At 67.7% G+C, this 26,449-nt stretch carries 27 protein-coding genes and 2 pseudogenes; 13 read left to right on the top strand and 16 right to left on the bottom strand.

Annotated elements, in window-relative coordinates; translation table 11 throughout:
• The first annotated feature begins 14 nt into the window (after nt 1-14).
• Entirely contained in the window at nt 15-1,919 is a 1,905-nt protein-coding gene (locus BN2156_RS04730; RefSeq protein WP_090510781.1) for an ABC transporter ATP-binding protein/permease, read from the top strand.
• Here the strand turns inward: BN2156_RS04730 and BN2156_RS04725 are convergent.
• The 6 genes and pseudogenes from BN2156_RS04725 to BN2156_RS04700 all read right to left on the bottom strand — a co-directional run bounded on the left by BN2156_RS04725 (nt 1,916) and on the right by BN2156_RS04700 (nt 8,161).
• The gene (locus BN2156_RS04725) at nt 1,916-3,403 is read right to left on the bottom strand and encodes an FAD-binding protein (protein ID WP_090510779.1); all 1,488 of its coding nucleotides are present in this window, start codon (nt 3,401-3,403) and stop codon (nt 1,916-1,918) included. The genes BN2156_RS04730 and BN2156_RS04725 overlap by 4 nt on opposite strands.
• Nucleotides 3,400-3,894 carry a VOC family protein gene (locus BN2156_RS04720; protein WP_090515479.1) on the bottom strand — a complete coding sequence of 165 codons (495 nt, stop codon included), beginning with the start codon at nt 3,892-3,894 and terminating at the stop codon, nt 3,400-3,402. The genes BN2156_RS04725 and BN2156_RS04720 overlap by 4 nt, the downstream gene beginning before the upstream one ends.
• A gap of 104 nt (nt 3,895-3,998) precedes the next feature.
• The gene (locus BN2156_RS04715) at nt 3,999-4,673 is read right to left on the bottom strand and encodes an Rv1815 family serine proteinase (protein ID WP_090510776.1); all 675 of its coding nucleotides are present in this window, start codon (nt 4,671-4,673) and stop codon (nt 3,999-4,001) included.
• Between the two features lie 178 nt (nt 4,674-4,851).
• Nucleotides 4,852-5,431 (bottom strand): annotated as a pseudogene (locus BN2156_RS04710) (LysM peptidoglycan-binding domain-containing protein).
• Nucleotides 5,432-5,654: 223 nt separating this feature from the next.
• On the bottom strand, nt 5,655-6,566 hold the full coding sequence (locus tag BN2156_RS04705; RefSeq protein WP_090510774.1) for a sterol desaturase family protein: 912 nt from the start codon (nt 6,564-6,566) through the stop codon (nt 5,655-5,657).
• Nucleotides 6,567-6,580: 14 nt separating this feature from the next.
• A complete protein-coding gene (locus tag BN2156_RS04700) occupies nt 6,581-8,161 on the bottom strand; it encodes a carboxylesterase/lipase family protein (RefSeq protein WP_090510771.1) in 1,581 nt (526 codons plus the stop codon).
• 77 nt (nt 8,162-8,238) lie between these two features.
• Between BN2156_RS04700 and BN2156_RS04695 the strand changes: the two genes are divergently transcribed.
• Both BN2156_RS04695 and BN2156_RS04690 read left to right on the top strand, forming a co-directional pair.
• Complete coding sequence (locus tag BN2156_RS04695; RefSeq protein WP_090510768.1) at nt 8,239-8,574, top strand: DMT family transporter; 336 nt, start codon at nt 8,239-8,241, stop codon at nt 8,572-8,574.
• Nucleotides 8,574-8,903: a DMT family transporter gene (locus BN2156_RS04690; protein WP_162490818.1), complete on the top strand. Its 330-nt coding sequence runs from the start codon at nt 8,574-8,576 to the stop codon at nt 8,901-8,903. Before BN2156_RS04695 ends, BN2156_RS04690 begins: the two co-directional genes overlap by 1 nt.
• A gap of 21 nt (nt 8,904-8,924) precedes the next feature.
• On the opposite strand, the pseudogene BN2156_RS04685 reads toward BN2156_RS04690, so the two are convergent.
• From BN2156_RS04685 to BN2156_RS04675, 3 genes and pseudogenes are all read right to left on the bottom strand, one after another.
• A pseudogene (locus BN2156_RS04685) lies at nt 8,925-9,599 on the bottom strand (MFS transporter); the annotation flags it as partial.
• 29 nt (nt 9,600-9,628) lie between these two features.
• Nucleotides 9,629-10,537: an SDR family NAD(P)-dependent oxidoreductase gene (locus BN2156_RS04680; RefSeq protein WP_090510764.1), complete on the bottom strand. Its 909-nt coding sequence runs from the start codon at nt 10,535-10,537 to the stop codon at nt 9,629-9,631.
• Nucleotides 10,534-11,145, bottom strand: a complete 612-nt coding sequence (locus tag BN2156_RS04675; RefSeq protein WP_090510760.1) for a TetR/AcrR family transcriptional regulator — start codon at nt 11,143-11,145, stop codon at nt 10,534-10,536. The genes BN2156_RS04680 and BN2156_RS04675 overlap by 4 nt, the downstream gene beginning before the upstream one ends.
• Nucleotides 11,146-11,223: 78 nt before the next feature.
• On the opposite strand from BN2156_RS04675, the gene lysA reads away from it, so the two are divergent.
• The 5 genes from lysA to BN2156_RS04650 all read left to right on the top strand — a co-directional run bounded on the left by lysA (nt 11,224) and on the right by BN2156_RS04650 (nt 17,295).
• A complete protein-coding gene (gene lysA, locus BN2156_RS04670) occupies nt 11,224-12,501 on the top strand; it encodes a diaminopimelate decarboxylase (RefSeq protein WP_090510758.1) in 1,278 nt (425 codons plus the stop codon).
• A 33-nt stretch (nt 12,502-12,534) separates the two neighbouring features.
• Nucleotides 12,535-14,676: a 4-alpha-glucanotransferase gene (malQ, locus tag BN2156_RS04665; RefSeq protein WP_090510756.1), complete on the top strand. Its 2,142-nt coding sequence runs from the start codon at nt 12,535-12,537 to the stop codon at nt 14,674-14,676.
• Between the two features lie 79 nt (nt 14,677-14,755).
• Complete coding sequence (locus BN2156_RS04660; RefSeq protein ID WP_090510754.1) at nt 14,756-15,166, top strand: hypothetical protein; 411 nt, start codon at nt 14,756-14,758, stop codon at nt 15,164-15,166.
• A gap of 99 nt (nt 15,167-15,265) precedes the next feature.
• A complete protein-coding gene (locus BN2156_RS04655) occupies nt 15,266-16,165 on the top strand; it encodes a metal-dependent hydrolase (RefSeq protein WP_090510751.1) in 900 nt (299 codons plus the stop codon).
• An 11-nt stretch (nt 16,166-16,176) separates the two neighbouring features.
• A complete protein-coding gene (locus BN2156_RS04650; protein WP_162839207.1) occupies nt 16,177-17,295 on the top strand; it encodes a PDR/VanB family oxidoreductase in 1,119 nt (372 codons plus the stop codon).
• 4 nt (nt 17,296-17,299) lie between these two features.
• Here BN2156_RS04650 and BN2156_RS04645 read toward each other — a convergent pair whose 3' ends face one another.
• The gene (locus tag BN2156_RS04645) at nt 17,300-17,797 is read right to left on the bottom strand and encodes an NUDIX hydrolase (protein WP_090515475.1); all 498 of its coding nucleotides are present in this window, start codon (nt 17,795-17,797) and stop codon (nt 17,300-17,302) included.
• 301 nt (nt 17,798-18,098) lie between these two features.
• On the opposite strand from BN2156_RS04645, the gene BN2156_RS04640 reads away from it, so the two are divergent.
• A complete protein-coding gene (locus tag BN2156_RS04640; RefSeq protein WP_090510749.1) occupies nt 18,099-18,398 on the top strand; it encodes a hypothetical protein in 300 nt (99 codons plus the stop codon).
• Nucleotides 18,399-18,500: 102 nt separating this feature from the next.
• The gene (locus tag BN2156_RS04635) at nt 18,501-19,271 is read left to right on the top strand and encodes an SGNH/GDSL hydrolase family protein (protein ID WP_090510747.1); all 771 of its coding nucleotides are present in this window, start codon (nt 18,501-18,503) and stop codon (nt 19,269-19,271) included.
• Here the strand turns inward: BN2156_RS04635 and BN2156_RS04630 are convergent.
• Genes BN2156_RS04630 through BN2156_RS04620 form a run of 3 tightly spaced genes read right to left on the bottom strand, consistent with a single transcriptional unit; the run spans nt 19,268 to nt 21,141 of the window.
• Entirely contained in the window at nt 19,268-19,669 is a 402-nt protein-coding gene (locus BN2156_RS04630; protein ID WP_090515473.1) for a DUF732 domain-containing protein, read from the bottom strand. The genes BN2156_RS04635 and BN2156_RS04630 overlap by 4 nt on opposite strands.
• A 50-nt stretch (nt 19,670-19,719) precedes the next feature.
• Entirely contained in the window at nt 19,720-20,283 is a 564-nt protein-coding gene (locus BN2156_RS04625) for a hypothetical protein (RefSeq protein ID WP_090510745.1), read from the bottom strand.
• Between the two features lie 60 nt (nt 20,284-20,343).
• Nucleotides 20,344-21,141, bottom strand: coding sequence for a ketosteroid isomerase family protein (locus BN2156_RS04620; protein ID WP_090510742.1), 798 nt, complete (start codon nt 21,139-21,141; stop codon nt 20,344-20,346).
• 90 nt (nt 21,142-21,231) lie between these two features.
• Here BN2156_RS04620 and BN2156_RS04615 point away from each other — a divergent pair, with 90 nt between their 5' ends.
• From BN2156_RS04615 to BN2156_RS04605, 3 genes are all read left to right on the top strand, one after another.
• Nucleotides 21,232-21,618 (top strand): Rv0313 family protein, encoded by a 387-nt coding sequence (locus BN2156_RS04615; protein ID WP_090515471.1) that lies wholly within the window; start codon nt 21,232-21,234, stop codon nt 21,616-21,618.
• A gap of 108 nt (nt 21,619-21,726) precedes the next feature.
• On the top strand, nt 21,727-22,164 hold the full coding sequence (locus BN2156_RS04610; protein WP_090510740.1) for a hypothetical protein: 438 nt from the start codon (nt 21,727-21,729) through the stop codon (nt 22,162-22,164).
• 84 nt (nt 22,165-22,248) lie between these two features.
• Nucleotides 22,249-23,922, top strand: a complete 1,674-nt coding sequence (locus tag BN2156_RS04605) for an acyl-CoA synthetase (protein ID WP_090515469.1) — start codon at nt 22,249-22,251, stop codon at nt 23,920-23,922.
• A 19-nt stretch (nt 23,923-23,941) separates the two neighbouring features.
• Here BN2156_RS04605 and BN2156_RS04600 read toward each other — a convergent pair whose 3' ends face one another.
• From BN2156_RS04600 to BN2156_RS04590, 3 genes are read right to left on the bottom strand one after another with little or no spacing between them, the layout of a single operon-like run.
• Nucleotides 23,942-24,400 (bottom strand): SRPBCC family protein, encoded by a 459-nt coding sequence (locus BN2156_RS04600; RefSeq protein ID WP_090510738.1) that lies wholly within the window; start codon nt 24,398-24,400, stop codon nt 23,942-23,944.
• A 5-nt stretch (nt 24,401-24,405) separates the two neighbouring features.
• Entirely contained in the window at nt 24,406-25,590 is a 1,185-nt protein-coding gene (locus tag BN2156_RS04595) for a cytochrome P450 (protein WP_090510735.1), read from the bottom strand.
• Nucleotides 25,587-26,423: a mycofactocin-coupled SDR family oxidoreductase gene (locus tag BN2156_RS04590; protein ID WP_090510733.1), complete on the bottom strand. Its 837-nt coding sequence runs from the start codon at nt 26,421-26,423 to the stop codon at nt 25,587-25,589. The genes BN2156_RS04595 and BN2156_RS04590 overlap by 4 nt, the downstream gene beginning before the upstream one ends.
• Nucleotides 26,424-26,449: the final 26 nt, after the last annotated feature.

The following is a 26,449-nucleotide window of genomic DNA, read 5'->3' as shown; positions in this document are numbered from 1 at the left end:
TAACTTCCGGGGGTATGGAGATGTTCACCCAGTCACTGGACTGGGGCAACGAGATCCTGGCGTCGATCTTCTGGGTCCTCAAGGCGTGGGCGATCGGCGCGGTGGCGCTGGTGGCGGTGGGGGCCGTGCTGGCCCGTCTCACCACGTGGGGTCGTCAGTTCTGGCGCGTCACCAGTGGTTATTTCATTGGGCGCCAGAGTATTCCGGTGTGGGCACTGCTCGGTGTGCTGCTGTTCTCCGTGATGCTCTCGGTGCGCATGGACGTGTTGTTCAGCTACTACCTCAACGACCAGACCACGGCGCTGCAGGTGGCGTTCTCCGGCGCGGGGTCGGGCAATGAAGCGGTGCGCCGCTCCGGGATCGAGGGTTTCTGGCAGTCGATCCTGATCTTCGCGATGTTGATGGCGGCCGACATCACCCGCACCTTGCTCGACCTGTATCTGATGCAGTACTTCATCGTTCGCTGGCGGGTGTGGCTCACCAACCGGCTGACCGGTGACTGGCTCGATCAACGGGCCTACTATCGCGGCCGGTTCATCGGCGGGTTCGGCGGTATCCCGATCGACAACCCGGATCAGCGCATCCAGCAGGACATCGACGTGTTCACCACCGGCACCGGCCCGGAGACCAATACGCCGACCGTGGCCACCGCACAGACACTGCTGTTCGGATCGGTGTATTCGATCGTCTCGGTCGTCGCGTTCACGCCGATCCTGTGGAATCTGGCCGGTCCCTTGACGTTTCTGGGAATCACGGTGCCGAAGGCGTTGTTCTGGATCGCGCTGCTGTGGGTGTTGATCACGACGATCGTGGCGATCTGGATCGGCCGGCCGATCATCCGCCTGACATTCCGGAACTCGCTCACCAACGCCGCATTCCGGTACGCACTCGTGCGGGTCCGGGACGGCGCCGAAGCGGTCGGCTTCTATCACGGCGAACGCACCGAACGCGCCACGCTGGCAGATCGATTCGCCAAGGTGATCGCGAACTACCGCAGGCTCGTCCTGCGCGGCGTGGCGTTCCTCGGTTGGAACCGGTCCATCAATCAGATCATCGAGCCGCTTCCGCTGGTCATCCAGGCGCCGCGGTTGTTCGCGGGCCAGCTGACGTACGGCGACGTCCTGCAGTCGGCGAGCGCGTTCAGTCGGGTGCAGAGCTCGTTGAGTTTCTTCCGCTCGGTGTACGACGCGTTCGCCGGGTACCGGGCCGCCGTCATCCGCCTCGACGGTCTTGTCACGGCGAACGAACAGGCAAGGGCGCTACCGCGATTGGACACCGGGGTGAGCACCAACGGCGGCGTCGAACTCGAGGACGTCGAAGTGCGCTCTCCCGAGGGCATGCTTCTTCTGCACGACCTGGACATGCAGCTGGCGCCCGGGGATTCGTTGGTCATCACCGGGCCGTCCGGTACCGGGAAGACGACGCTGCTGCGCAGCCTGGCGCGGCTCTGGCCGTACGGATCGGGCACGGTGCGTTATCCCGAGCAGGGCGGGGTGATGTTCCTGTCCCAGCTGCCCTACGCCCCACTGGGCGATCTGCGGACGGTGGTCTGCTACCCATCACCGTCGGGCGCCTACGGCGACGACGAGATCCGGTCCACGCTCGATGCTGTCGCACTGGGGAATCTGGCCTCCCGGCTGGACGAGGAAGCCGATTGGGGAAAGGTGTTGTCCCCCGGCGAGCAACAGCGGATCGCGTTCGCCCGGGTGCTGCTGGCCAAACCGTCGGCGGTGTTCCTCGACGAGGCCACCTCGGCACTCGACGCCGGTCAGCAGCACGCGTTGTACACGACGCTGCGCACGCAGCTGCCTGACTGCATCGTGGTCAGCATCAGCCACCGCGACAGCGTCAACCGGCTCCACGACCGTCGCCTGGAACTGCTCGGCGACGGTCGTTGGGAGCTCACGCCCGTCGGCTAGCGCGCCGCCGCGTGGGTTCCGGCACGGCGCCCGAAGAAGGACCCTTCGCCGAGCTGCACGCCGCTGGCATATCCCTGGCCGTCCTGGGCGATGTTGGACGCACAGGCACCCGCTGCATAGAGGCCGGTGATGACGCTGCCGTCCGCCCGCAGTACCTCGCCGTCTATCGACACGGTCAGCCCGCCCATGGTGAAGCCCGAGTACATGGCGACGCCGAGCGACAGGTCGAAGGCCGCATAGGGACCCGTGTCCTGCGCGGCGATGTACTCGGGTTGCTTGTGGAAGTCGGGATCCTCGCCGTTGGCCGCGTTCTTGTTGTAGCGGTCGAGGGTGGCCGCCAGGTTTCCGGCCGGAATGCCCAGTGCCTCTTCGGCTTCGGCGATGGTCTCGTAGCCGTCGATGAACTGGATCAGCGGCATGGCGGGCATCTCCATGTGCGCCTCGTCCACGATGAGGTATGCCTGCTGATCCGGCTGCTGCAGCACGAACGCCGAGGTGCGTGAGTGGTAGGAGTCCTCGGTGACGAAGCGTTGCCCCTGGTTGTTGACGATGACCCCGGTCAACAGGATCTCCGGGGGGTAGGCCGCGGCGGTGATGAACAGCTGATCCATGCCGTTGGCCACGCCGCCGGCTGCCACCCCCATCCGGATGCCGAGGCCGTCGTCGTTGGGGTTGCCCAGGATGTATGGCTCGACTTCGCCGTGGTGCTTGGTCCGGCGCTTCTTCCCCAGCGCCGGGGTGTATTCGGCGACCATCTCAGGGTTCATCGCGAAGCCACCGGCGGTGATGATGACGGATTTCGCCTTGATACAACCGGTTTCGCCGAAGTGCTTCCACTTCACCCCGACCACCGTGCGGGCGTCGTCACCGCCCTCGACGATCAGGTTGGTGGCCCCGACCTCGTAGCGGATCGTGACGCCCAGCGTCTCAGCGCGTTTCAGCAGGAGATCGATCACCATCGCGGCGCCGCCGAGCTCCCCCGGCACCGGCACCGAGTGCCCGCGCGGAGCCGGCTTGGCCTTCTCGGTGAACGGCCACACTTTCTCGTTGCCCGTGTAGGACAGCCCCTCGGTGCCGGGCGGCACCACGACCTTGCCCGGGTAGAAGCTGCGCTCGAACTCGAAGCCCAGTGCCTCAAGCCAATTGAAGTGCTCGACGCTGCCGTCGCAGTAGGCCCGGATCTTGTCCAGGTCGGGTTCGCGGGAGACGGCGACGAGGTACTTGTACATCTCGTCGGGCGTATCGGGGTGTCCGGTCGCCTCCTGCACGGCGGTGCCGCCGCCGAGGTAGAAGTGCCCGCCGGCCATCGCGGTGGTGCCGCCGGCCGCCGCGGCCTTCTCCAACACCAGGACGCGGGCGCCCTGTGCCGCGGCGCTGACCGCTGCGCAGCCGCCGGCGATGCCGAACCCGATCACCACGACGTCGAATTCGTCGGACCAGGATTCGACGTCCGCAGCCTCGACGACCTCGGGGATTTCCTTCACTGCTGCTCCTGTTTCACATACTCGAAGAACGCCCGGATCTCGGGCGGAATGTAAGCGATCTCCAGATACGGCACCCCGGCCGCGGCGGCCGACAGGTAGGCGAATTTCATGCCTCCCGGCATCTCGCCATGACAGACGGCCGGTGTCCCCTCGCTTTCGGCGTCGCGCAGTTTCGCGTCGAACGCCTCTCGGTCGGCCGCCTCGATGCAGATGTGGTGCAGGCCCGCCCCGTGCCGGTCCAGGAACTCGGTGTAGACGCTCTCGCCGCTCACGGGTGCGATGAGCTCGAGTTGGGTGTCACCCGCGTAGCTCAGCGAAATGTCGGCCACGAAATCGGCGGGCCGGCCGCGATAGCTGCAGGTCTCGGGGCTGAAGTGGACCGCGGGCATCCGCACCCACTTGCGGGCCCCCAACAGGCTGGTGAGCGCCTGTTCGGTGGCGTCCAGGTCGGTGGTCACCCAGGCGATCTGGACAGGTGTCTGATCAAACATCGCCATGAGAATATCGCCCGCCAGACGGGAAAGCTAGAACGTGTTCTAGTTCTGCGATTCACCGATGCCGTGGTACCTGTCCTCGGGCGTCCGGTTCAGATCGGTCAGGGCTGCCCTACCAGATTGGACACCTCGCCGGCGAACGGGCCGGCAGCACCGCGGGCCTGCCCACTGGTGTTCTGCCAGGATACGGCGGCCGGAAAGTTACCCCATGTGCTGTTGAACATTCCGACGATGGCAGCGCGTCCGTCGGGCGTGATCACGTAGACCGGGCCACCGGAATCGCCCTTCTGGCTGACCACACCGTTGGCCATGGTGAACCAGCCGTTGTTGACCGCCTCGATCGTGCCGCAGCTCTCGCCGGTGACCACACCGAAGTGGCAGACGGGCGCGCCCGGTGTCGGCAACACCGCGGGGTCGTCCACCAGCATCCGCCCGCCCGGCAGGATGTTGTTCACCACGACGTCGCCGGCCAATTGGATGGTCTCCCAATCGGAGATCATGTGGTTGGTGTCGACGGTGGCACCGTCGGGAGTGTTGTCCCGGAAAGACCCCAGGTGCCCGATGAAATTGCCGTCCCGGTCGCCGACCGGCCCGGCACCGCGACAATGCCCGGCGGTGAACGCCACCCGGCTCACCGTGTCCACGAAGCCCAGCGTGCACAGGTTGGTGCCCTGCCGGATCTCCATGCCGGGATACACCAGCGAACCCGCCGCGGCGGCCACCGGTGCCTGACACACCAACAGCCCGACCACGGGAACCCCGGCCAGCGTCCGCATCACCCCACCAAGCCACCTCTGCACGGCCGGCCTCCCTCGTTACACGGACGTGTTAAACGTCACTCTACTGACATCAATATCGATCACACGGCTACTTCGTTACCGGGAGTACCCAGATCGATGCCAGAAAACGACGACGGCCCGGACCATGGCGGTCCGGGCCGTACATCTGATCAGGTCAGGGAATCGTCAAGACCTGGCCAGGGTGAATCAGGTCAGGATTGGCGATGCCGCTGGCATCGGCGATCTGCTGGTACTTGTTGCCGTCGCCGTAGAACCGCTCGGCGATCGCCCACAGGGTGTCACCGGAGACCACGGTGTAGGTCCGCGGCTCAGGTGCCGGCGGGGGGGGCGGGCTCTTCCACAGCGGCCGGCGCCACCTCGGGCTCGGGCGCGGCAGCCTCGGGTGCCGGTGGCGGCGGCTCGGAGGTCTCGGTCTTGGAGGACCACGCGGGCCCGTCCGCGGCGTAGAGCACCAGGTTGCGGTCGTCCTGGAGAACGAGCTTGACGTCCTTCTTGCCCTTGGTGTCGGTGTGCCACACCGGCTTCTCGGACGTGTACAGGACGAAGTTGCCGTCGGTCTGCACCTCCGCCCGCACGACGTCCTGGCCGTTGGTGGAAGTCGACCAGACCGCTTGGCCGCGTGCCTCCAACACGAGGTTGCCGTCATCCTGCAACGTCAGCGTGTACGCGCCGTTGTTGGAGGTGAGCGACCCGCCCTTCTCCAGCTTCTGTCCTTCGGTCAGTGTGTCTCCCACGCATTGCCCCTTTCTGAACCATGATCCGGGTTGTGCACCCGGTTCAGACGACCTTACTGATTCGGCGTTTGCTTTGGTGCTATTCGGCTCGGCCCGAATTCAAACGTCACGCAAACACTGGGAAACACCGGGATTCGGCGTGTCGCAAATCGGCCCGGTTCGAATAGTGAGGCGCGTCAATTCCCATGGCGGCCAATAATTGTCGCCCCTCGGGCAAAAGCGGCTAGCCGACCGGTTGCGATTCGGGAACCGCCGCGGGTTGCCAACCCGGCGGGCCGAAGATGTAGCCAAGCCGGTCACGCAGCCGGGCGGCCCGTCGCACGTCGCGAGCGATCGCCACATATTCGTGGGTCTGCAACTTCCAGATGTTGAACGTGTTCACCGGCTTGGTCAGCCCGTAGTGCGGCCGGAACACCTCGGGCTGGAACGTGCCGAACAGCCGGTCCCAGATGATCAGGATGCCGCCGTAGTTGCGGTCGAGGTACAGCTGGTCGCGCCCGTGGTGCACACGGTGATGCGACGGTGTGTTGAAGATGAATTCGATTGGCCGCCAAAGTTTTCCAACACGTTCGGTGTGCACCCAGAATTGATAGACCAGGTTCAGCGAGAAGCTGGCGAACACCAGCCATGGCGGGACGCCGAGCAGCGGCAACGGAATCCAGGCCAGGATCTCGCCGCTGTTGTTCCATTTCTGCCGCAGCGCGGTGGCGAAGTTGTAGTACTCGCTGGAGTGATGGGCCTGATGCGTCGCCCAGATCAACCGCACCCGGTGCGCCACCCGGTGGTAGGCGTAGAACAGCAGATCCACCCCGACGATCGCGATCACCCAGGTGTACCAGCGATTTCCGGGCAGATGCCACGGCGCCAGGTACGCGTAGATGGCGGCGTAACCGAACAGCGCCAGAAGCTTCCAGCCTGCGGTGGTGAGGATCGACACCAACCCCATCGAGATACTCGCCCAGGCATCGCGCGTGTTGAATGCGCCCGCGGGCGCCCGTTGGGATTCGACGTGCTCCAGGCGCCTGGCAGCAACCCATTCAACGGTCAACAGCACCAGGAAGAACGGGATCGCGAAGAACACCGGGTCCCGCATAGGCGGCGGCAGGAAGTCCAGAACGGACCTGATCATGTCCATGTCACTTCTCCGGGTCAGCGGAAGTTGAGGATCTGGCTTCCCCAGGCCGCGTGCAGATCGCGGTCCAGGTCGGCGACGGTCTTGTCCTGTTTGTCGATCACCAGGGTGGCCCGGTCTTCGCGACGGTACGGCCGCCACACCGGCTCTCCGAGCGCACCCGAGGGTTGACCGGTGGTGGCGAAGTTGGCCCACCGGCGGCGCACCCGCTCCGACACCGCGCGCCCGTGCTTGAGCCCACCGAGCTTGAAGGTCGGATCTTTCGGCCCCGCAACGAGATTGCCCCATACGTACGGCAGCTCAGTGGCGTGGGCGGCGCCGAGCCGCAGCAGCCGCAGCATCGGGGTGGTGAAGTCGAAGCGGTACAGGTGCACCGGGGCGACGGCGCTGTGCCCCTCGGCGAACCACAGTGTCGGCATGCGGAATCCGATGTCGCGCGCCATGCCCAACCCGATCGCCTTGGGCCGCAGACCCGCGTAGGCCGAGGTGATCTGGGCCTCGGTCGGCAGTTGCAGACCAGGCTGCTCGGCCACGATCGCGGCGAACATGGACCGCAGCGCGCCAGGGGTGATCGGCATCAGCGGTGACTTCATCCAGCGAAACACCGTGGCCTCGTGTTCGTTGGTCCCGATGATCAGCGGCACCGGATGGGTGCGCCCGTCCCGCGCTGCGGCCACCGGATAGTCCGGGACCACATCGCCGTCGACGATCGGCGCAAAGGCCAGCAGGCCCGGGCTCTGGCTCGGAACCGCGTCGAACACCCCCTTGGCCGCCGCCAGGATGCTGGGCACCGGCGCAGCGGAGAGGCGCCCGATGTCGTCGCGTTCGACGCCCAGGCGCTCGAGGAACTGGGCGGCCACGCCCCGGGACCGTTCGGCGTCGTAGACCGATGTCGCCGGGGAGCTCTGCGCGATCGCCGCGCTGAACAACCCCTCGGCGGCCGGGCTGGCCAGCAGGGTGGTGACGATCCCGCCGCCGGCCGACTCGCCGAACAGGGTCACCCGCTGCGGGTCGCCGCCGAATCCGGCGATGTTGTCGCGTACCCAGTGCAATGCCGCCAGCACGTCGCGCAGCCCCAGGTTGGTGTCGAATCGCAGTCCCTTCGCGCCGGGGCGCCCGTTGAACTCGGACAGGTCCAGGAAGCCGAACGGGCCGAGCCGGTAGTTGATGGTGACCACCAGGACATCACCGTCGGCGGCCAGGACTGCCCCGTCGTAGAGCGGCTGGCTTCCCGAGCCCAGGACATAGGCGCCGCCGTGCACCCACACCATGACCGGTTTGGCGTCGCCCGCTTCGGTTCCACTCGGCGCCCAGACGTTGAGGACCAGGCTGTCCTCTCCTTGGCGGCCGCCGAGATCGAGCGGTAGCCGGGGATCGGTGATCTGCGGGCACACCGGTCCGGCTCCGGTCGCGTCGGCGATCTCCTGCCGGTGCACAGGCGGTTGCGGTGACCTCCACCGCAATTCCCCGACCGGCGCGGCGGCGTAGCGGATTCCCAGCCACTGTTTGACGGCCCCGTCGTCGGTTCCACGGACCGGGCCGTACGCGGTGTCGACGACCGGCCCGCCCCTGGCCGGGGCGGGTGTCGGGTCGGTCATGCGGGCTCCTCGGGGGATGCGGGGCGAACTCCCCCACGGTACTCACCCGCCGCACGGCGCTCGGATAGGTTTGTCGGGTGCGGACGTGGGCGTTGTTGATTGCGGCCGTCGCCACCGAAGTCACCGCGACACTGTCGCTTCGCGCGTCCCAGGACCATGCGGGCTGGCTCGTGCTGGTGGTGTCCGGCTACCTGGCCGCTTTCGCGTTGTTGACCCTGGTGCTGCGCGCAGGGATGCCGGTCGGCGTGGCCTACGGCATCTGGGGTGCGCTGGGTACGGCGGCGACGGCGGTGCTGGCCGCGGTGTTGTTCGGTGACCCGTTCACCTGGCCGATCGTGGCCGGCATCGGTTTGATCATCGCGGGTGTGCTGCTGGTCGAGCTCGGGTCCCACCCGCGTAGGGCCGAATCATGATGTGGCTGGCGCTGGCCGGGGCGATCCTGGTCGAGGTGCTCGCCACGCTCGCCCTGCGGGCATCGGACGGTTTCCGCCGCAAGGTGTGGGTGGTACCGGTGGTCGCGGGTTATGTGATGTCGTTCTACCTGCTGTGGCTGGCCCTGTCGTTGGGGGTGCCGGTCGGAATCGCCTACGGCATCTGGACCGCGTGCGGCGTCGCCCTGGTCGCCGTGATCGCGAGGTTTCTGTTCAAGGAGCCGCTGACCCCGGTGATGCTGCTCGGCATCGCGTTGATCGTGTCAGGTGTGTTCACGATCGAGCTCGCCGGCGTCACACCGGCGCACTGAATCGGGGACCGGCCGCCGCGGCAGCACCCCGGCCAGCACGAGGGCCACCACCCGCGGTCCGGCCCGGGTCCCCGCCGCTGCGCGTGCTGCCGGGTGGTCGTCATGGTCAGGGCCGGGCAGTAGGTAGCGGTAGGCGCCCAGCGCCACCACACTCAATGCCACTCCGACCACCGAGAGGTGGAGTCCGCGCGGGATGCCCAGCGCGATCGCGGCGGCACCGGTGAGTCCGCCGAGGATCGCGCCCGCGGCCCACACCGCGTGCAACGAGTTGATGATCGAGCGGCCGAGTGCGCGCTGCAGCCGCAGCCCGTGTGCGTTCTGTGCGACGTCGACCACCGCGTCGCAGGACCCGGCCAGAAACAGGGCCGCGGCGAGCAACAAGGGTGTGCCCGCGACACCGGCCACGATGACGAACGAGGCCAGGGCGACCGTCCCGATCACCGCGACGCGCGCGCTGCGGAACCGTCGGATCAATGTGGCCGCGGTCAATCCCGCAACCAGCGCCCCGCCGGAGAACGAGGCCACGGCAGCTCCGTACATCGCATTGCTCAGGTGCAGGTCGGTTTTGATCTCGGGATAGCGCGGCAGCAGATTGGCGAAGATCGCGCCGTTGGTCAGGAACAGCGCCCCGACCGCGATGCGGGCCCGGCGCAACGCGACGGTGTCGCGCGCGGGTGAGGCCGGTCCGGATACCACTGAGCCGACACTACTGCGCGCCTGGCGGACTAACGGACCGCCGACACCAGCCGTTCGCTGACCTGCCACAGGTCGGCAGCCTTGGCCATGTCGTACGAATCGTGGGAGGACCGGATCTGGCGGCGCCCTTCGAAGTACGCCCCGGTGACGCCGTCGAGGGCCGGATCGGTGACCAGCTTGGCGAGATGGGCTCCCGAGCGCTGCGTGCTGTTCACGTTCGGCAACAGCCGCAGGGCCGGCATCAGCAGGCGCCACGCCAATCGTTGAGCGCGTGAGTAGTCCCGGGCGAGCCCCGAACCGGGCATCAGGCCCGGGTCGAACGCATTGACGGTGACCCCGCGAGCACCCTGTTCCAGCCGCCGGTCCAGTTCATGGCAGAACAGCACGTTGCACAGCTTGGAAGTCGTGTAGCGACGACGGCCCTCCTCGCCGGTCAGACCGCCCGGCGGGGGGCGCAGCAGTGCCTCGGCCGAGGTGTAGCGCGGCGCAGGCATCCCGGTGAACTTGTCGGGATCGTGGGTGCCGCTGCTGACCACGACGATGCGCGCCGGCGTGGTCAGGTGTTCGCGCAGCTGCCGCACCAGGGCGAAATGCCCGAGATGGTTGACGCCGAACGTCATTTCGTAGCCGTCGGCCGTCGTCTGAGAACCGGCGACCAACTGCAACCCGGCGTTGCACACCACGGCTTTCACCGGCGGTACATCCAGCGTCGGCAGCCGGTCGGCGAAGTCGCGCACCGAGGCCAGCGACGCCAGGTCCAGGGCACTGACCGTGACGCGTCCGGGGTGGCCGAGGCGCGCCACGGCGTCGTCTCCACGTGCGGCATCGCGTACGGCCAGCACCACATGCCACGCGGGATCGGACGCCAGGAGTGCCCGTGCGGTTTCGAATCCCAGCCCGGTGTTGGCGCCCGTGATGATCGCGGTCTTGTCGGTCACTGCTCCTCCTCCAGGAGTATCGGGACCAGGGCGGTGACGGCTTGCCACAGCCTTCGGTACATGCGCGCCACGTCGGTGTCGTCGGGCTCGAGGTGGTTGGCGAAGAACACGCCGTCGGATTGCGCGACGGCGAATGCGGTGAGTTCGGCGACCATCCGATCGGCGCGGCGTGGAGGGAGGCCGGTGGGCAGCAGCTGCCGGACGGCACCGGAGAACCGGGTGAGCGCGGTGTCGCGCACCTGGCGCACCACCTGTGTGACCGTCGGATCGTCGCTGCGCTCCAGGGACAGCAGGTAGAGGATCCGCAGGAACTCGGGGTGTTGTGCCTGCAGTTCGGCCAGGACGCCCAGTTGTTCGTCGATACTGCCGTCGCTCGGTATCGCCGCGAAGAAGCGTTCGGCCCCGCGCGCCATCACCGCGGCCAGGACACCGTCCTTGGATCCGAAATGCCAGTAGATGGAGCTGGCCGGCAGTCCACAGGCGTTGCGGATCTCGCTGATCGACGTCGCGGCGTAGCCGCGGGTGGCCATCAGCCGCTCGGTGGCATCGAGGATCTGCTCCCGCGAGTCCGCGCCCTGTTGTTGTCGTTTCGTGGCTGGGGTCGTCATGCGAAATCCCGTCTGTAAGGATCGTTACAGACAGAGTAACCAGGCTCGTACTCCTCTCGCCAGTGGCACGCTGAACCGGTGACGATCCACCGCGACACCGCCACCGAGGATCTGGTCCGGCTCTTCCCGCCCGGAACGCAGCAGGACGCCGATGGCACCTTGATCGTCGGCGGTTGCCGGCTGGACGCCATCGCCGAGGAGTTCGGCACACCGGCGATCGTGGTGGACGAGGGCGCGCTGCGGCAGCGGGCCCGCGACTACCTCTCCGCGTTCCGTGGCCGCTGGCCGCGCAGCGATGTGGCATTCGCCTCGAAGGCCTTCCCGTGCACCGCCGTTCAACGCGTCATGGCGCAGGAGGGACTACACCTCGATGTCGCTGGCGGAGGCGAAATCCTGTCGGCGATCAAGGCCGGCGCTGACCCGGGCCGGCTGGTGCTGCATGGCAACGCCAAGACCGACGAGGAGCTCACGCTGGCCGTCGGGCATGGCGTGGGCCTGGTGGTCGTCGACAATTTCGACGACATCGACCGGCTCGAGCGCATCGTGCCCGCCGGGCGCCGCCAACCGTGTCTGGTCCGGGTGATCCCGGGCGTCGCGGCCGCCACCCATGCCTCGCAGGCCACCGGCCATGCGGGCGCAAAGTTCGGCCTGATGCCCGAGGACGCACGGGCCGCGATCGCCCGCATCGAAGCCAGCCCGCGGCTGCGCCTGGACGGGGTGCACACCCACGTCGGATCGCAGTTGCTCAATGTCGAACAGTTGGCCGCGGCGGTGGCACCGATCGCGGCGCTCGGCACGTTCGAGGTCTACGACCTCGGTGGCGGGCTCGGGGCGCGCTACACCTACGACGAGCATCCGCCCGGCCTGGACGACTACGCCGAGGCGATGGTGGCCCAGGCCCGCGCGCTGCTGCCATCGGAGAGCCGGATCATCGTCGAGCCCGGTCGCAGCATGGTGGCGACCAACGCCTGCACGCTGTACCGCGTGACCACCGTCAAGCGCGGGGTGATCACCCACGTGGCGGTGGATGGCGGGATGGGTGACAACCTCGAGGTGTCACTGACTGGGCAGCGCTTCGAGGCCACCATCGCCGACCGGGTGGGCGGCGGCGAGACGGTCAGCGTCGTCGGGAGGCACTGTGAGTCCGGCGATCAGCTGGTCGACGCCGTGGCCCTGCGGGAGCCGAAGGTCGGCGATCTGCTCGCGGTCCCGGTCACCGGGGCGTACTGCTACACCATGTCCAATCAGTACAACGGTGCCCGACGGGTTCCGGTTGTATTCGCGCACAACGGAACTGCCCGGCTGGTGGTGCGCCGTGACACTTGGCAGGACCTGCTGGCCCGCGATGTCGACTGACACGATCGCGTCCGTGGCACCAAGATTGACCGCATGACCTCTCCGTCATCGGCCCTGCTGGAGCTGGCCCGCCGCTACGGCGTGGCCCCTGAGTTCGACGACTGGACCGGCCGGCGCACCAGCGTCGCGGAATCGACGCTGGTGGCCGTGCTGGAAGCCCTCGGCGTTGCGGCCGGTACAGAAGCCGATCGCATCGATTCCCTGACCGCCCACGACCGGCAGTACTGGCAGCGCAGCCTGCCGCCCATCGTGCTGGGCCGCGCGACGGTGGCGTCGAGTTTCTGGGTGCACGTCACGCACGGCGATCCGGTGGAGCTCACGCTGCTGCTCGAGGACGGCACCGAACGCAGCGGCCTGCGGCAGCTCGAGAACAACCGGCCCCCGTACGACCTCGGGGACCGCCTGATCGGTGAGGCCACGTTCGAGCTGCCCGCCGACCTCCCGCTGGGCTATCACCGGCTGCGGCTGCGGGTCGACGGGTCTCATACCGAGACCCCGGTGGTGATCTCGCCGGCCACCCTGGAACCGCCGTCGCGGCTGGGCCGGCGGCGAGCCTGGGGCCTGGCCGTCCAGCTCTACAGCATCCGTTCGCAAAATTCTTGGGGCACAGGCGATCTCACCGACCTGACCGATCTCGCCGTGTGGTCGGCGGCCGCGCATGGCGCGGGCTTTGTCCTGGTCAACCCGCTGCATGCGGCTGCCCCCACCGCCCCGATGGAACCCTCGCCGTATCTGCCCACCTCCCGGCGCTTCGGCAATCCGCTCTACCTTCGGGTCGAGGCGATCCCGGAGTTCGCCGCGGTCCGTCACCGCGGCCGGCTCCGTGGGTCACGCCTGGCGCTCAACAAGCGCGCCGACCGCCACGCGACCATCGACCGCGATGCGGCCTGGCTGGCCAAACGCGCCGCGCTGGAAGAGGTGTACCGGGTCGAGCGCTCGACGGGACGCGAGGTGGCCTACGCCGCCTACCGCGCCCGGCAGGGGCGCAGCCTGGAGGATTTCGCGATCTGGTGTGCGCTGGCCGAGCAATACGGCGCCGACTGGCACGACTGGCCCCACGCGCTGCGGCATCCGGATGCTCCGGAGGTTGCCGCGTTCGCCACGGCAAACGCGCACGCCGTCGACTTCCATCGCTGGCTGCAGTGGGTGCTCGACGACCAGCTCACCGCGGCGCAGGCCACGGCCGTTCAGGCCGGGATGGCGCTCGGCGTCATGAGCGACCTGGCGGTCGGGGTCGATCCCGACGGCGCCGACGCCTGGTCGCTGCAGGACGTGCTGGCGCTCGGGGTCTCAGCCGGTGCGCCGCCGGACGAGTTCAACCAGCTCGGGCAGGACTGGTCACAGCCGCCGTGGCGGCCGGATCGTCTCGCCGAGCAGGCGTACGAGCCGTTCCGGGCAGTGGTCAACATGGCGCTGCGGCATGCCGGCGGGGTGCGTATCGACCACATCATCGGGATGTTCCGGCTGTGGTGGATCCCGAAGGGCGCCGCACCGACCGAGGGCACCTATGTGCGCTACGACCACGAGGCGATGATCGGGATCATCGCGCTGGAGGCGCACCGCGCCGGCGCGCTGGTGGTCGGCGAGGATCTGGGCACGGTCGAACCGTGGGTGCGTGACTATCTGCACGAACGGGGGCTGTTCGGCACCTCGATCCTGTGGTTCGAGTCCGACGAGGCAGGCGGCCCGCTGCCGGCCGAACGGTGGCGGGAGTACTGCCTGTCCTCGGTGACGACGCACGACCTGCCGCCGACATCCGGATACCTGGCCGGTGAGCATGTCCGGTTACGGGAGCAACTCGGGCTGCTGACCCGGCCCGCAGAGCAGGAGTTGGCCTCCGACCGTGCCGCGCAGGCGGCCTGGTTGGAGGAGTTGCGCCGGGTCGGCCTGCTGGGGTCCGATCCGGACACCGATCAGGTCGTATCGGCGCTGTACCGGTACTTGGGCCGCACGCCGTCGAGACTGCTGGCGCTGTCCCTGGCCGATGCGGTCGGCGAGGTGCGCACCCAGAATCAGCCGGGAACCACCGACGAGTACCCCAACTGGCGGATTCCGCTGGCCGGACCCGACGGTCGGCGGCTGCTGCTCGAAGAGGTGTTCGTCGACCCCCGGGCGGCGGCGTTGTGCGATGTGATGGCGGCGATCACCACCCACGTCGGTCGTGCCGGAATGTAACGCGCCGGGCCTCTGCTCCGGTTTCACATTCGTCACTGCTGCGATATGTTCGCAACCGCACCCGACTGACGGAGTTCACGTGAAGAAGCTTGTTGCGCTCGGCGGCGGTCTGCTTGCCGCCGGTTCGATCGCCGTGTTGGCCGCCGGCACCGCCACCTCACAGCCGAGCGCGGCCTCGGTCAACGTCGTCGGAGAGCCCTATATGAAGGCGCTGGCGATCCTCAAGAGCCAGGGCATCAAGGCCACGTTCGGCGGGTCCTTCGGCAGCGCCCTTCCGCAGGCCGAGTGCCTGGTCGACTCCCAGAAGGTCAACTCCAGCGGCAAGATGATCCTGATGCTGGATTGCAGCGAGGCCGCGGCCGAGCAGGGCGCCGATGCGGCCGTTCCGGGCGGCCCGCGGGTCGGTAGCAACGGCGTGACGACGGTGACGCCGACCCCGGTGGTCCCGATCGCCGGCGCGCCTGGCGCGGGTACCCCGCCGCCGGCCTGATCGGAGTCGGTTCCGGACCCGAATGGGGTAACCCGGTACCACCGTTCCCACCTAAATCCGTACACTGCTGAGAGTCCACTCATCCCAGGGAGGCTCTCGATGCTGCGTCCGTTGCGGTTCGACAATGAGATCGACCCGGGCCCGGTACAAATCCAGGCCCGCAAAGTGCATTTCGATCTCGACGACATCCCGTTGCACTGGATCCCCGGCCACCCCGTGGCTTCGTCGATGGTGAACCTGTTCAACGTGGTGCTGCCCGTTGCCGAGCACTGGTTCGTCGCGACGTTCAACGAAGCCCTGCCGTATGTGCGCGATCCCAAGCTCGCCGATGACATGCGCGGCTTCATCGGCCAGGAAGCCACCCACGCCGAGACACACGATCAGGTGCTCGACGAGTTCCTGACGAACCACGGCGTCGACTATCAGCCGGTCCTGTCCCTCGTCGAGCACGTGTTCACCAAGACGCTGGCGCCGTCGGACTCCCCCGACCCGCGCCGCCGGCTGGCCAATCTGTGCGACCGGCTGTGGCTCATCGCGGCCATCGAGCACTACACCGCGGTGCTCGGCGACTTCGTGCTGAACTGCACGTGGGAGGACCATGACGCCGACCCGACGATGACCGACCTGTTCCGCTGGCACGGCGCCGAGGAGGTCGAGCACCGCAGTGTCGCCCACGACGTGGCGGTGTACTTCCAGGACAGCTATTTCAGCCGGGTCCGGGCGATGTCGATCGCCGCGACAGCGGTCTACCTGTTCTTCCAGCGCGGGTGCTGGGCGATGGTCAAGAGCGACCCGACCCTCGACATCGGCTGGTGGCGGATGAACCGGATGCGGATCCGTGACTCCAAGCTCGGGCTGCTGCCGAAGTTCTCCCGGATGTTCGGCTCCAACACGCTGGCCTACTGCCGGCCGGGCTTCTCACCGGAGGAGATGGGGTCGACGGCCCAGGCCGTCGCCTATCTGGCCAGCTCGCCCGCGGCGCGGGCCGCTCACCTGTGACGGGCCCCGGTATGCCGAGCCTGTTGTCGCGCTACCGTCGGCTGCCACCGAGCATGTCGGGCCGTTTCCGGCACGATCCCATGCTCGGCGCCGCCGGCGCGGCCATCGCCTCCATCTGGACCGTGGGTCGCCTCGTGCGGCGGTCCACTCCACCACCCGAGCTGGACCGCACGATCGTGTTGACCGTGACCGACCGGCAGGTGGTGGCGCACGATCAGGACGTCATCGCACTGACCCTGGCCGCCGCGGACGGCGGCACGCTGCCGCAGTGGTATCCGGGTGCCCACATCGACCTTCACCTGGCCAGCGGACGGGTCCGGCAGTACTCGCTGTGCGGCGATCCGGCGGTCACCGACCGTTATCGAATCGCGGTGCGGCGTATCCCCGATGGCGGCGGCGGTTCGGTAGAGGTGCACGACAGCCTGCAGGTCGGTAGCCAGGTCAGCACCCATGGCCCGCGCAACGCCTTCGCCCTCACCGTGCCCGGTTACGGGTCGCCGACCCAGCGGTTCCGGTTCATCGCCGGCGGCATCGGGATCACCCCGATCCTGCCGATGCTCGGGTTGGCCGCCCGGTTGGGTGTCGACTGGTCGATGGTGTACGCCGGACGCAGTCGCGACAGCCTGCCGTTCCTCGACGAGCTCGCCCCGTTCGGCGATCGCATCGAGATCCGCACCGATGATGTCGACGGCTTGCCCAGTGCCGGCGATCTTCTCGGTGCCTGCCCCGACGGCACCACGGTGTATGCCTGCGGGCCGGCCCCGATGTTGACCGGAATCCGGACCGCGCTGACCGGCCGGGACGACGTCGAGCTGCATTTCGAAAGGTTCGCGGCGCCACCGGTTGTCGACGGCGCGGAGTTCTCGGTGACGATCGCCTCCACCGGCGCCGAGATCACCGTCGGGGCCGACGAGACCCTGCTGGCCGCATTGGGCCGGGCCGGGGTCAGCGCGCCGTACTCATGCCAGCAGGGTTTCTGCGGCACCTGCCGGATACGGACCGTGCCCGGAGCCGAAGGAGCTGTGCAGCACCGGGATACGCTGTTGACCGATCCCGAGCGCGACGCGGGCTATCTACTCACCTGCGTGTCGCGGGCCGAGGCCGGGCAGCGGTTGACGCTGGATCTCTGAGCCCTCACCCGGTGTCCGCGCAGCCTTCTCCGTATCCGGCCAGCTCGGGTGCGGCCATCAGCTGATCCAGCAGCGGACGTTGCCCGCTCAGCAGCTTGGTGCGCGCCACCGCCACCGAAACCCAAGCGACACGGTCGATTTCGGGGAATTCGACGAATCGCCCCGAACCCTTGGGCAATTCGAGGGTGAACGTGTTGCTGACGGCTGCCACGGGGTCGAAGTCGGCCTGTACCGCGAACGCGGTGACCACCTTGCCTCCCGCCTGGCGTACCGGGTCGAGGTCGATGCGCGGGCCCACAGGTGGCGGGGAGCCGAGTTCTTCGGTGAACTCGCGTTGCGCCGCAAGCCAAGGGTCCTCCCCTTCGACGTACTCCCCCTTGGGCACCGACCACGCCCCGACGTCCTTGCGGGCCCAGAACGGCCCGCCGGGATGGGCGAGCAATACCTCCACGTCGGTCCCGGCGAATCGGTACAGCAGCACCCCGGCACTCAGCTTTGCCACGGCTTGCAGGCTACGCGGCCACGCCGTCAGGGCCGCATAGGTGATGTAGCCCACTTTGCTGACCCTACGTAAGTCCAGTCACCCCAAGGCTCGCGGAAACCTACCGAGGACCCTCTGTTCCTTCCCGGTTCCCAACTGTGACGCAGCACTCTCCCATAGTTTCGCGCAGCCGGAATTTTAATTGTGAACTGCCGGTTAATCGTTAGGTAACACTTAAACGAACTAGCTACGGCGCCCCGACGAACGTCGACCCCGGGCGCACCGTGTGCGACACAACAGAACAGGAAAGAAGGCACCAAAGATGATGAGACTCGGATTTGCTACGGCACTGGTAGGCGCTGCAGCGGCCGCCGTGATCGGTTTGGCCGCACCGGCCCAGGCCGCACCCACCGGCCCGGGCAATGCGCAGCAGACCATCAGCGAGCTGCAGGCTCAGGGTTACAAGGTCGTGGTCAACCACATCGGCTCCACCCCGCTGGACAAGGCGTCGGTGGTGGCTGTACGTCCGGGGCAGACCTACACCCGGACAGATTCCGGTAACCCGGGTGACAACTTTCAGACCAACGTCGTCAACAAGACGGTTTACGTGGATGTGAAGTAAGCCCAAAACTTCGTGAAACATCAAGGAGGGGCGCCCTTTTCGGGCGCCCCTTCGACGTGTCCGGGGGCAGTGCCCGATCCGGTGCGCGCTAGAGTCCCCAGGGTGCGACGCTTCACCCGATATGTCGCCCTCGGCGACAGCCAGACCGAAGGACTCTGGGACGGCGACGACACCGTGGGCCTGATGGGATTCGCCGACCGGCTCGCGGTGCGCCTCGACGGGCTCTATCCGGGGTTGGGCTATGCCAATCTCGCCATTCGCGGCCACCGCATCGGCGATGTACTCCATGCTCAGCTGCCCACCGCATTGTCCATGCAGCCCGATCTGGTCACGGTGTGCATCGGGATGAACGACGTGACCCGGCCGGGCCGCTCGTTCACCCGCGCGCTGGGTGATCTCGAGCGCGTCTACCGAGACCTCGCGGATTCCGGTGCCACCGTCGTCACCACCACCTTCCCGGATATCACCCAGATCCTGCCGGTGGGCCGGCTGCTCGGGAAGCGGGTGGTCCAGATCAACGACGCGATCAACGAGGCCGCCGACCGGTACGGGTTCCGGCTCGTGGATTTGTATTCGGCCCCCTCGATGCGCGAACCGGAAACCTGGAGTCCCGATCGGGTACACGGCTCGGCGAAGGGACACGGCCTGTTCGCCGCCGCAGCCGCCGAGGCGCTCGGATTGCCTGGCAGCAACCATGATTGGGCCCTGGCCAGCGGACCGGACGAGACGCAGTCGTTCCGGTCCCGGGCCTACTCACAGATGCTGTGGACGCAGAACATGCTCATGCCTTGGCTGTGGCGTCACCTTCGCGGCCAGTCCGGTGGAACCGGCCGTTCGCCCCGGCGGCCCGCCCTGATGCACCTGAGCGCCTAGCTGAGTCCGAGGATCGACCACGCCAGGTCGGCCGGGCCGCCGGTCAGGTTGCCCTCGCCGGCTTTGGCCACCATCGCGGGGCAGAACGTGGAGATAGCGACCCCGGTGAACATCGTCGCCGGCCCCAGCGACATACCGCCGGTGTCGGCGACCTTGGCGGCCACATCGGCCGCGGTCTGGCCCGGCTCCGCCAGCATGGGGCACACCGACTGTCCGAGTGCCACAGCCTGGGCGGGATCGGCAGCGCCCACCCCCGCCTGACTCAGTGCGTCGACGAAGGTCTGGTCGATCGGATCAGCCTGGGCCGGCGCGGCGATCACCAACGCCGCCAGCCCGGTCACCACGGAAGCCCCGGTGGCGACGAGCACTCGACTGAACCGGATCATGTTGCGCTGCATGGCCGGAATCGTACGGGCCGGTGTGGCGCGCTCATGCATCGGAGGTGGTGTCAGACACCGCCCCAGGCCGAGTCGAGCTCCTTGGCGACGTCGATCACCTTCGCCTGCTCCGATGCCGGGCTGTCGATCTCGCCGGCCACATGTGCGGCGATGAACCGTTTGATCTCCGCGTCCACTCCGGCCAGGATGCGCAGCACCTCGGCGCGCAATGACTTGGAGGTGACGTGGATCGAGATGTCGGACGGACGCGGCTTCTTGACGTCGAGGATCAGCAACAGCGGCTCGGCCGCCAATGCCGAGGCCCGCAAGGCGATCTCGCCGAACACCATGAACTTGGGCCGGTCGATGCGCAGATCGATCACCATGTCGATCTCCAGCGGGATCCGGATGGAGAACGTGATGGTCTCGCCCACGATGCGGCTGACCCGGGGCTTTTGGATCTTGACCCGCGCGGTGACCTTGGCGATCTTGCCGGGGCCCTGGGCAATCGGACCCATCTCGAACTCGTCGCCGGCGATCGCCCCGATGGCGTCGCCGACCCGGTCCTCGGATACGGCCACCTCGAAGAACCGGCGGCCGAATTCCTCGTAGGTGATGTAAGCGTGATCAGCCATGATCCTTCTACGGTCTCACGCCGCAGTGCCGGGATGGTGAAGCCGGGCCGGTTTGCCCGGTCACGTCGCGTCGGTGAAGTGACGCAACCGGGTGACCGCCCGCGGCCCGGTGCTCAGGTCGGCGATCAGCACGGCCCGGCGGCCGTCGCGGTCCAGCCCGGCGACGACGCTCGATCCGGACACGATCAGCTTGCGCCAGGATGCGCCCGAGGTGCGTTCCAGTAACCCGGACGTGGTCAGCGGTGCGTCGTCACCGGAGCGGACGACGGCGCCGCCCAGCCTCCGTTGCACCGCCACCTCGTCGCCCGCGCACAGATCGTCGAGCAGGCCGGTGACCAGACGTCTGCCCTCCCGGCCCGCGCCGCTCATGCCTTTGGCGAAACCGAGGGCGCCCGACGGGCCCTGGTTGCGCAGCAGGGCCCCGGCCAGACGCAGCCCGACGGGCACCGCGCCGACACCGGCTCCGGCGAACTGCCCGATCATGGTCGGCAGCTCCCAGTACGCCTGCAGTTCGGCGATACGCGGCCCGGCCGGGTCGGCGACGACGGCGTAGCGCAGGTACGCCGGGATCCGCATGGTGACCGACCGGCTCATCTCCACCTCGAGCTCGAGGTCACGGACCACCGTGGAGCCGGCGACGATGTCGACGTCGCGGTGGAAGGTGATGTCGCGGGGGCCGATGAAGGTGTCGTAGAAGCGCTCGATCTCGGCGGTTCCGCGATGTGGCCGCGAGCCCACCGGGTCCTCGACCTGTCCGCCCGCAGCGAACAGACCCACCCATGCCTGCCGGTCGTGTGCACCGGCTGCCTGCGGCGACAGTTCGGCGGTGGCTAACAGCTCGTCCCGTGTGAAGACCATATGGATCGTTTACCATCCCGCCCGGCGCTGCGTGCGCGCACACTGGTGTTTGAGACGTGGGGATACCCCACCACCACCGAGGAGTGCGCAATGAGTGGCAGTGGACCGTTCGGGTTCGATCCCGAGGACTTCGACCGCGTCGCCCGTGAGGCCGGCGAAGGATTGCGTGATGCGCTCGACGGCCTGGGCAAGTTCCTGGGCAATCCCGGCCAGGGCGTCGGCTGGGCCGGGCTGCTGGATGAGATGACCCGGTTCTCCCGGCCCCGGACCGAACCGGAGACCACCGGCGAGAAGGGCGACGGCGTATGGGCCATCTACACCGTCGACGAGGCCGGCGGTGCCCACATCGAGCAGGTCTATCCGAATGAGCTCGAGGCCCTGCGGGCCAACGCGAGCAACACCGATCCGGTGCGCCGGGTGCGGTTCCTGCCCTACGGGATCGCGGTCAGTGTGCTCGACACCGATACCGGCGAGTAACTACGGCACCAAATGCCGACTGCTCGGCGTGGCGACCGGCTAGGCTTCTGACCCAAAGTCAACGAACTGCCCGGCGCGACTGACGGCCGGCATTGCTGAGGGTGGGACATGATTCGCGAACTCTTCGCCACGACGGCTGTCGCTGCGGCGGCACTCGCAACTGCGATCTCGGTGGCGCCGAGCGCCCTCGCCGACGACAACAGCAACATGTATCCGGACAATCCGGGCCGCTACTCCACCGATGTTCCCGGGATGAGCTACGAGGCATCCAACGGCGCGCCGTGCTACAGCTGGGAGCGCAATGTGTTCGGCCGTGGCCCGGGCGGCACGGCGATGCAGTGCCGGTGGATTCCCAACCAGTGGCCTCCGGTCTACACCGGGTTCTGGACCTACGCCTATCCGCTGCACGGTGTGCAGGAGATCGGGTCGCCGTGCCCGGGCCCGCAGGCCGCCGCGCAATCCCCCGATGGCCGCCCGATGTTGTGCCTCGGGGCGCAGGGCTGGCAGCCCGGTGTGCTGACCGGCGACGGGTTCTTCCCGGCCTGAGGCGCGGGTCACATCCCCGCGGCCATACAGCCAAGTGATCCATGTATGGTCGTGGAGCCCGAATCCGCGCACATCAGGAGTGCCATGAGCGCCGACGTGAAGTTCGATCTGTCCACAGTGTTCTCCACGGTGGCCGAAGCCGTGCCCGATCAGACCTTCCTGGTGTGGCGGGACCGCCGATTGAGCTACGCCGAGTTCGACGCGCGCGTCGACGGTTTCGCGCACTATCTGGTGTCCGCCGGCCTGGGCACACATACCGAGCGCGACGGCCTGGCCGGGCACGAGTCTGGGCAGGATCACCTCGGCATCTATCTGCGCAACGGCAACGAGTACCTCGAGTCGATGATCGGCAGCTACCGCGCACGGGTGGCGCCCTTCAACGTCAGCTACCGCTATGTCGAAGAGGAACTCCTCTACCTGCTGAAGGACTCGAATGCCCGCGCGGTGATCTACAACGCGGAGTTCGCGCCCCGGGTGGCCGCGATCCGCGACCAGCTGCCGAACCTGCAGGTGCTCATCCAGGTCGCCGACGAGTCTGGTAATGACCTCCTGCCGGGCGCTGTCGACTACGAGACGATCCTGAAAACCCCTGCGCCACAGGCCGGGATGCCCACCCCGTCGGGCGACGACCTGTACGTCCTCTACACCGGAGGCACCACCGGCATGCCCAAGGGTGTGCTGTGGCGCCAGCACGACATCTTCTTGTCCTCGATGGGTGGCCGGCCGTTCGGCAGCGACACCTTCATCGCCTCGTACGAGGAACTCGCCGAGCGGGCCCGCACCGCCGGCGGTGGACTGTCACTGCTGATGATCCCGCCGTTCATGCACGGCGCCGCGCAGTGGGCCGCCTACAACGCGATCACCATGGGCGGCAAGCTCGTCATCCCCGACGATGTGGTGCGGATGCGCCCCGACAACGTCCTGACACTGGCCGCGCGCGAGCGGGTGCTGAGCATCCCGGTGGTCGGCGATGCGATCGCCCGGCCGCTGATCGACGAGATCGAGAAGGGCGACTACGACCTGTCCGGCCTGTTCACGATCACCAATGGTGGCGCGCCGCTGTCCCCGACCGTGCGCGAGCGCATCCTGGCCGCGCTGCCGCATCTGATGCTGCTCGATGCCGTGGGTTCCTCGGAGTCGGGCACTCAGATGAGCACCGCCTCCACCGCGGGCACCGATTCCGAGGCCGCCACCTTCAGTCCTCAGTCCGACACCGCTGTGGTGGCCGAGGATATGTCGCGCGTGCTCGCGCCGGGCGAGGGCGGCGGCTGGCTGGCTCGGCGAGACCTGATCCCGCTGGGCTATCTGGGCGACGAGGCCAAGACCGCGCGCACCTTCCCCACCATCGACGGAGTCCGCTGGGCCGTCCCGGGCGACCGGGCAAACGTCTTGGAGGACGGGCGGATTCAGCTGCTGGGCCGGGATTCGGTCACCATCAACTCCGGCGGGGAGAAGATCTTCGTCGAGGAGGTCGAGCGGGCCATCGCCGCGCACCCCTCGGTCTACGACGTGGTGGTGGTCGGCCGTCCGTCGGAGCGTTGGGGCAACGAGGTCGTGGCGGTCGTGCAGTTCGCCGAAGGCGCGTCGGCCACCGACGAGGAACTCGCGGCGGTGTGTGAACGCTCGATCGCGCGCTACAAGATCCCGAAGGCGTTCGTCCGGTCCCCCCAGATCGTGCGCTCCCCCGCCGGCAAGGCCGATTACCGCTGGGCCAAGTCGGTGGCCACCGAGCACGCCGAAGCGGTCAGCAGCGCGTAATCCACGGCTCGCCAACGGCTCACGCCGCGAACAGCTTCCCGATCGCGGCGAGCATCGTGGTGTGGGCGGCAACCGCCTGCTCCACGGTGATCGCCAACAACGGCCTGGGTGCGGCGATGGTCAGGTCCTCGGTGATCAGGGTTCCGGTTCCGCCGGCCGTGAAGTCCACCCGGCTGTCGAGCCGCACCTGCGGGAACTGGCGAGCCTGGGCCGTCACCGTTCCCGCGGTGGGGACGGTCAGCGTGGCCCGGTAGGTGATCGGAAGGGAGAACGGCCCCAACGGGATTCGGTCGGCCACCTGATAGTCCTGCCGGTATCCGTCGGCCAGGGTCACCCGCGAGGTACTGCGCACCCATTGCACGAGCGGGTGCACCTGCGAGATGTTGTCCAGGTCGACGTAGAACGCCCGCACCTGCTCCGGCGGCGCGGGCACCTCACCGCTGACGCTTCTTCGGGCCTGCCCGATCCAGATGTCCACGGTGCTCAGTTCACCACAAGGCGCAGTTTCTCCCAGCCGCGAACGGTCGAGGTCGGCGCCAGTTGTGCACTGTCGTAGTCGATCTCCCATTCGGGGAACCGGTTGAGCAGTTCGTCGAGCGCGACCCGGCCCTCCAGACGGGCCAGGTTGGCGCCCAGGCAGTAGTGCAGCCCCTTGCCGAAGGTCAGGTGGCTGACATTGTCGCGGTGGATGTCGAAGCTGTCGGGGTCGCGGTAGCGCCGCGGATCGCGGTTGGCCGCACCGAACAACAGCAGCATCGCGCTGCCTGCCGGTACCGTCGTCCCGTCGTACTCGAAATCCCGTGCCACCCAGCGTGCCACGTGCGGACCGGTGGGTTCGAACCGCAGCGTCTCGTCGACCGCGCGGGTCAGCAGCGACCGATCCTGCTCGACCTCCCGACGCTGGTCCGGGTGCTCGGCCAGCACTTTCGCCAGCCAGCCGATGAGCCGGCCGGTGGTCTCGTTGCCCGCGCCGGCCACCACCTGGGTGTAGTGCAGCACCTCTTTGCGATTGAGCTTGCGCGTGACACCGAACTCGTCGTTGAACTCGACGTTGAGCAAGGCCGTCATCAGGTCGTCCGAGGGATTGTTGGCCCGCCATTCGACGTAGTCGGCGTAGATCCGGCCGTCGGCGATGCGGTCGGCCTGCAACACCTTCATCGGCGCTCCCGGCTTGGTGCGCAGGTTCGCATCATTGGCGTCGCGCACTCCGATCTGCTCGGATTCCGGTATGCCGAGCAGCATTCCGATCACCCGCATCGGCATCATCGCTGCCAGTTCGGCGATGATGTCGAACCCGCCCGACCCGACCAGCGGATCCAGGCAGCGCACGCAGAACTGCCGGATCTGATCCTCGATCTCGGCCATCCGTCGCGGCGTGAACACCCGCGACATCAACCCGCGCAGCAGGGTGTGCATGGGCGGGTCCTCGAACATCATCACGCCCGGCGGCATGTCGAAGTCGGACTTGACCAGTTCGAGGATGTCGCTTCGGCTGTTGGAGAAGGTTTCCCAGTCAGACAACGACTTTTCGACGTCTGCGTGACGGGACAGCGCCCAGAAGTCGTAGCGCTCGTTGTAGTAGAGCGGGGCTTCGTCGCGTAGCCGGGCATAGACCGGATACGGGTCGGCGACGATGCCGACGTCGTACGGGTCGTAATAGACGGTCATTTCAGGCAGCTGCCGGCGTCGACGGGCAGGGTGACCCCGGTGATGTAGCGCGCTTCGTCGGACGCCAGGAACAGGACGGCATTGCTGATGTCCTCGGGGGTGACCCACGGGATCGGCAGCATGTGGAACGTCTGACAGATCGGCGCGAGATCGTCCGGTCCGGGATTCTCCAGATCCGGACGGAACATGCGATAGGTCGTCTCGTTCATCAGCATCGGGCTGTTCACGTGGGTGGGATGCACCGAGTTCACCCGGATCGAATGCTGGCCCAGCTCGACGGCGAAGCTGCGCATCAGGCCCACGACGCCGTGTTTGGCCGCGACGTAGTGCCCGGTGAACGGGTAGGCCTTCGACCCGGCGACCGAGCTGGTCAGGATGATCGAGCCGCCGCGCCCGCCCGCGATCACATGGGGCGCACCGGCTTTCACTGTCTTCCACACCCCACTGAGGTTGACGTCGATCATCTCCTGCCAGAGGTCCTCGTCCATCCGGTCCAGCTTCACCCCGGTGGTGCCGATGCCCGCATTGGCGGCGATGATGTCGAGCCGGCCCAGCTGCTCGACACCGCTGTCGACCGCGGCCTTGAGCGCGCCGAAATCGCGCACGTCGACCTCGGCGGTGACGATGCGTCGCCCGAGGTTCTTGACCAGGTTCGCGGTTTCGGCGAGGTCCTCGGCCGTCGCACCCGATGCCGGTGACCGGTCGAACGTCGCACAGATGTCCACGGCGATGATGTCGGCGCCCTCGGTGGCCAGCCGTACCGCATGGCTGCGTCCCTGTCCGCGTGCCGCCCCGGTGATCAGTGCGACCTTGCCCTCGACCCGTCCCGTCATCGCCCACCTTCCGACTTTGGGCGATC

The organism is Mycolicibacterium neworleansense, from assembly GCF_001245615.1.
GTDB classification, from domain to species: Bacteria; Actinomycetota; Actinomycetes; order Mycobacteriales; family Mycobacteriaceae; genus Mycobacterium; species Mycobacterium neworleansense.
The sequence above is the reverse complement of the archived record's forward strand: the minus strand, read 5'-3'. Positions and strand labels throughout refer to the sequence as shown.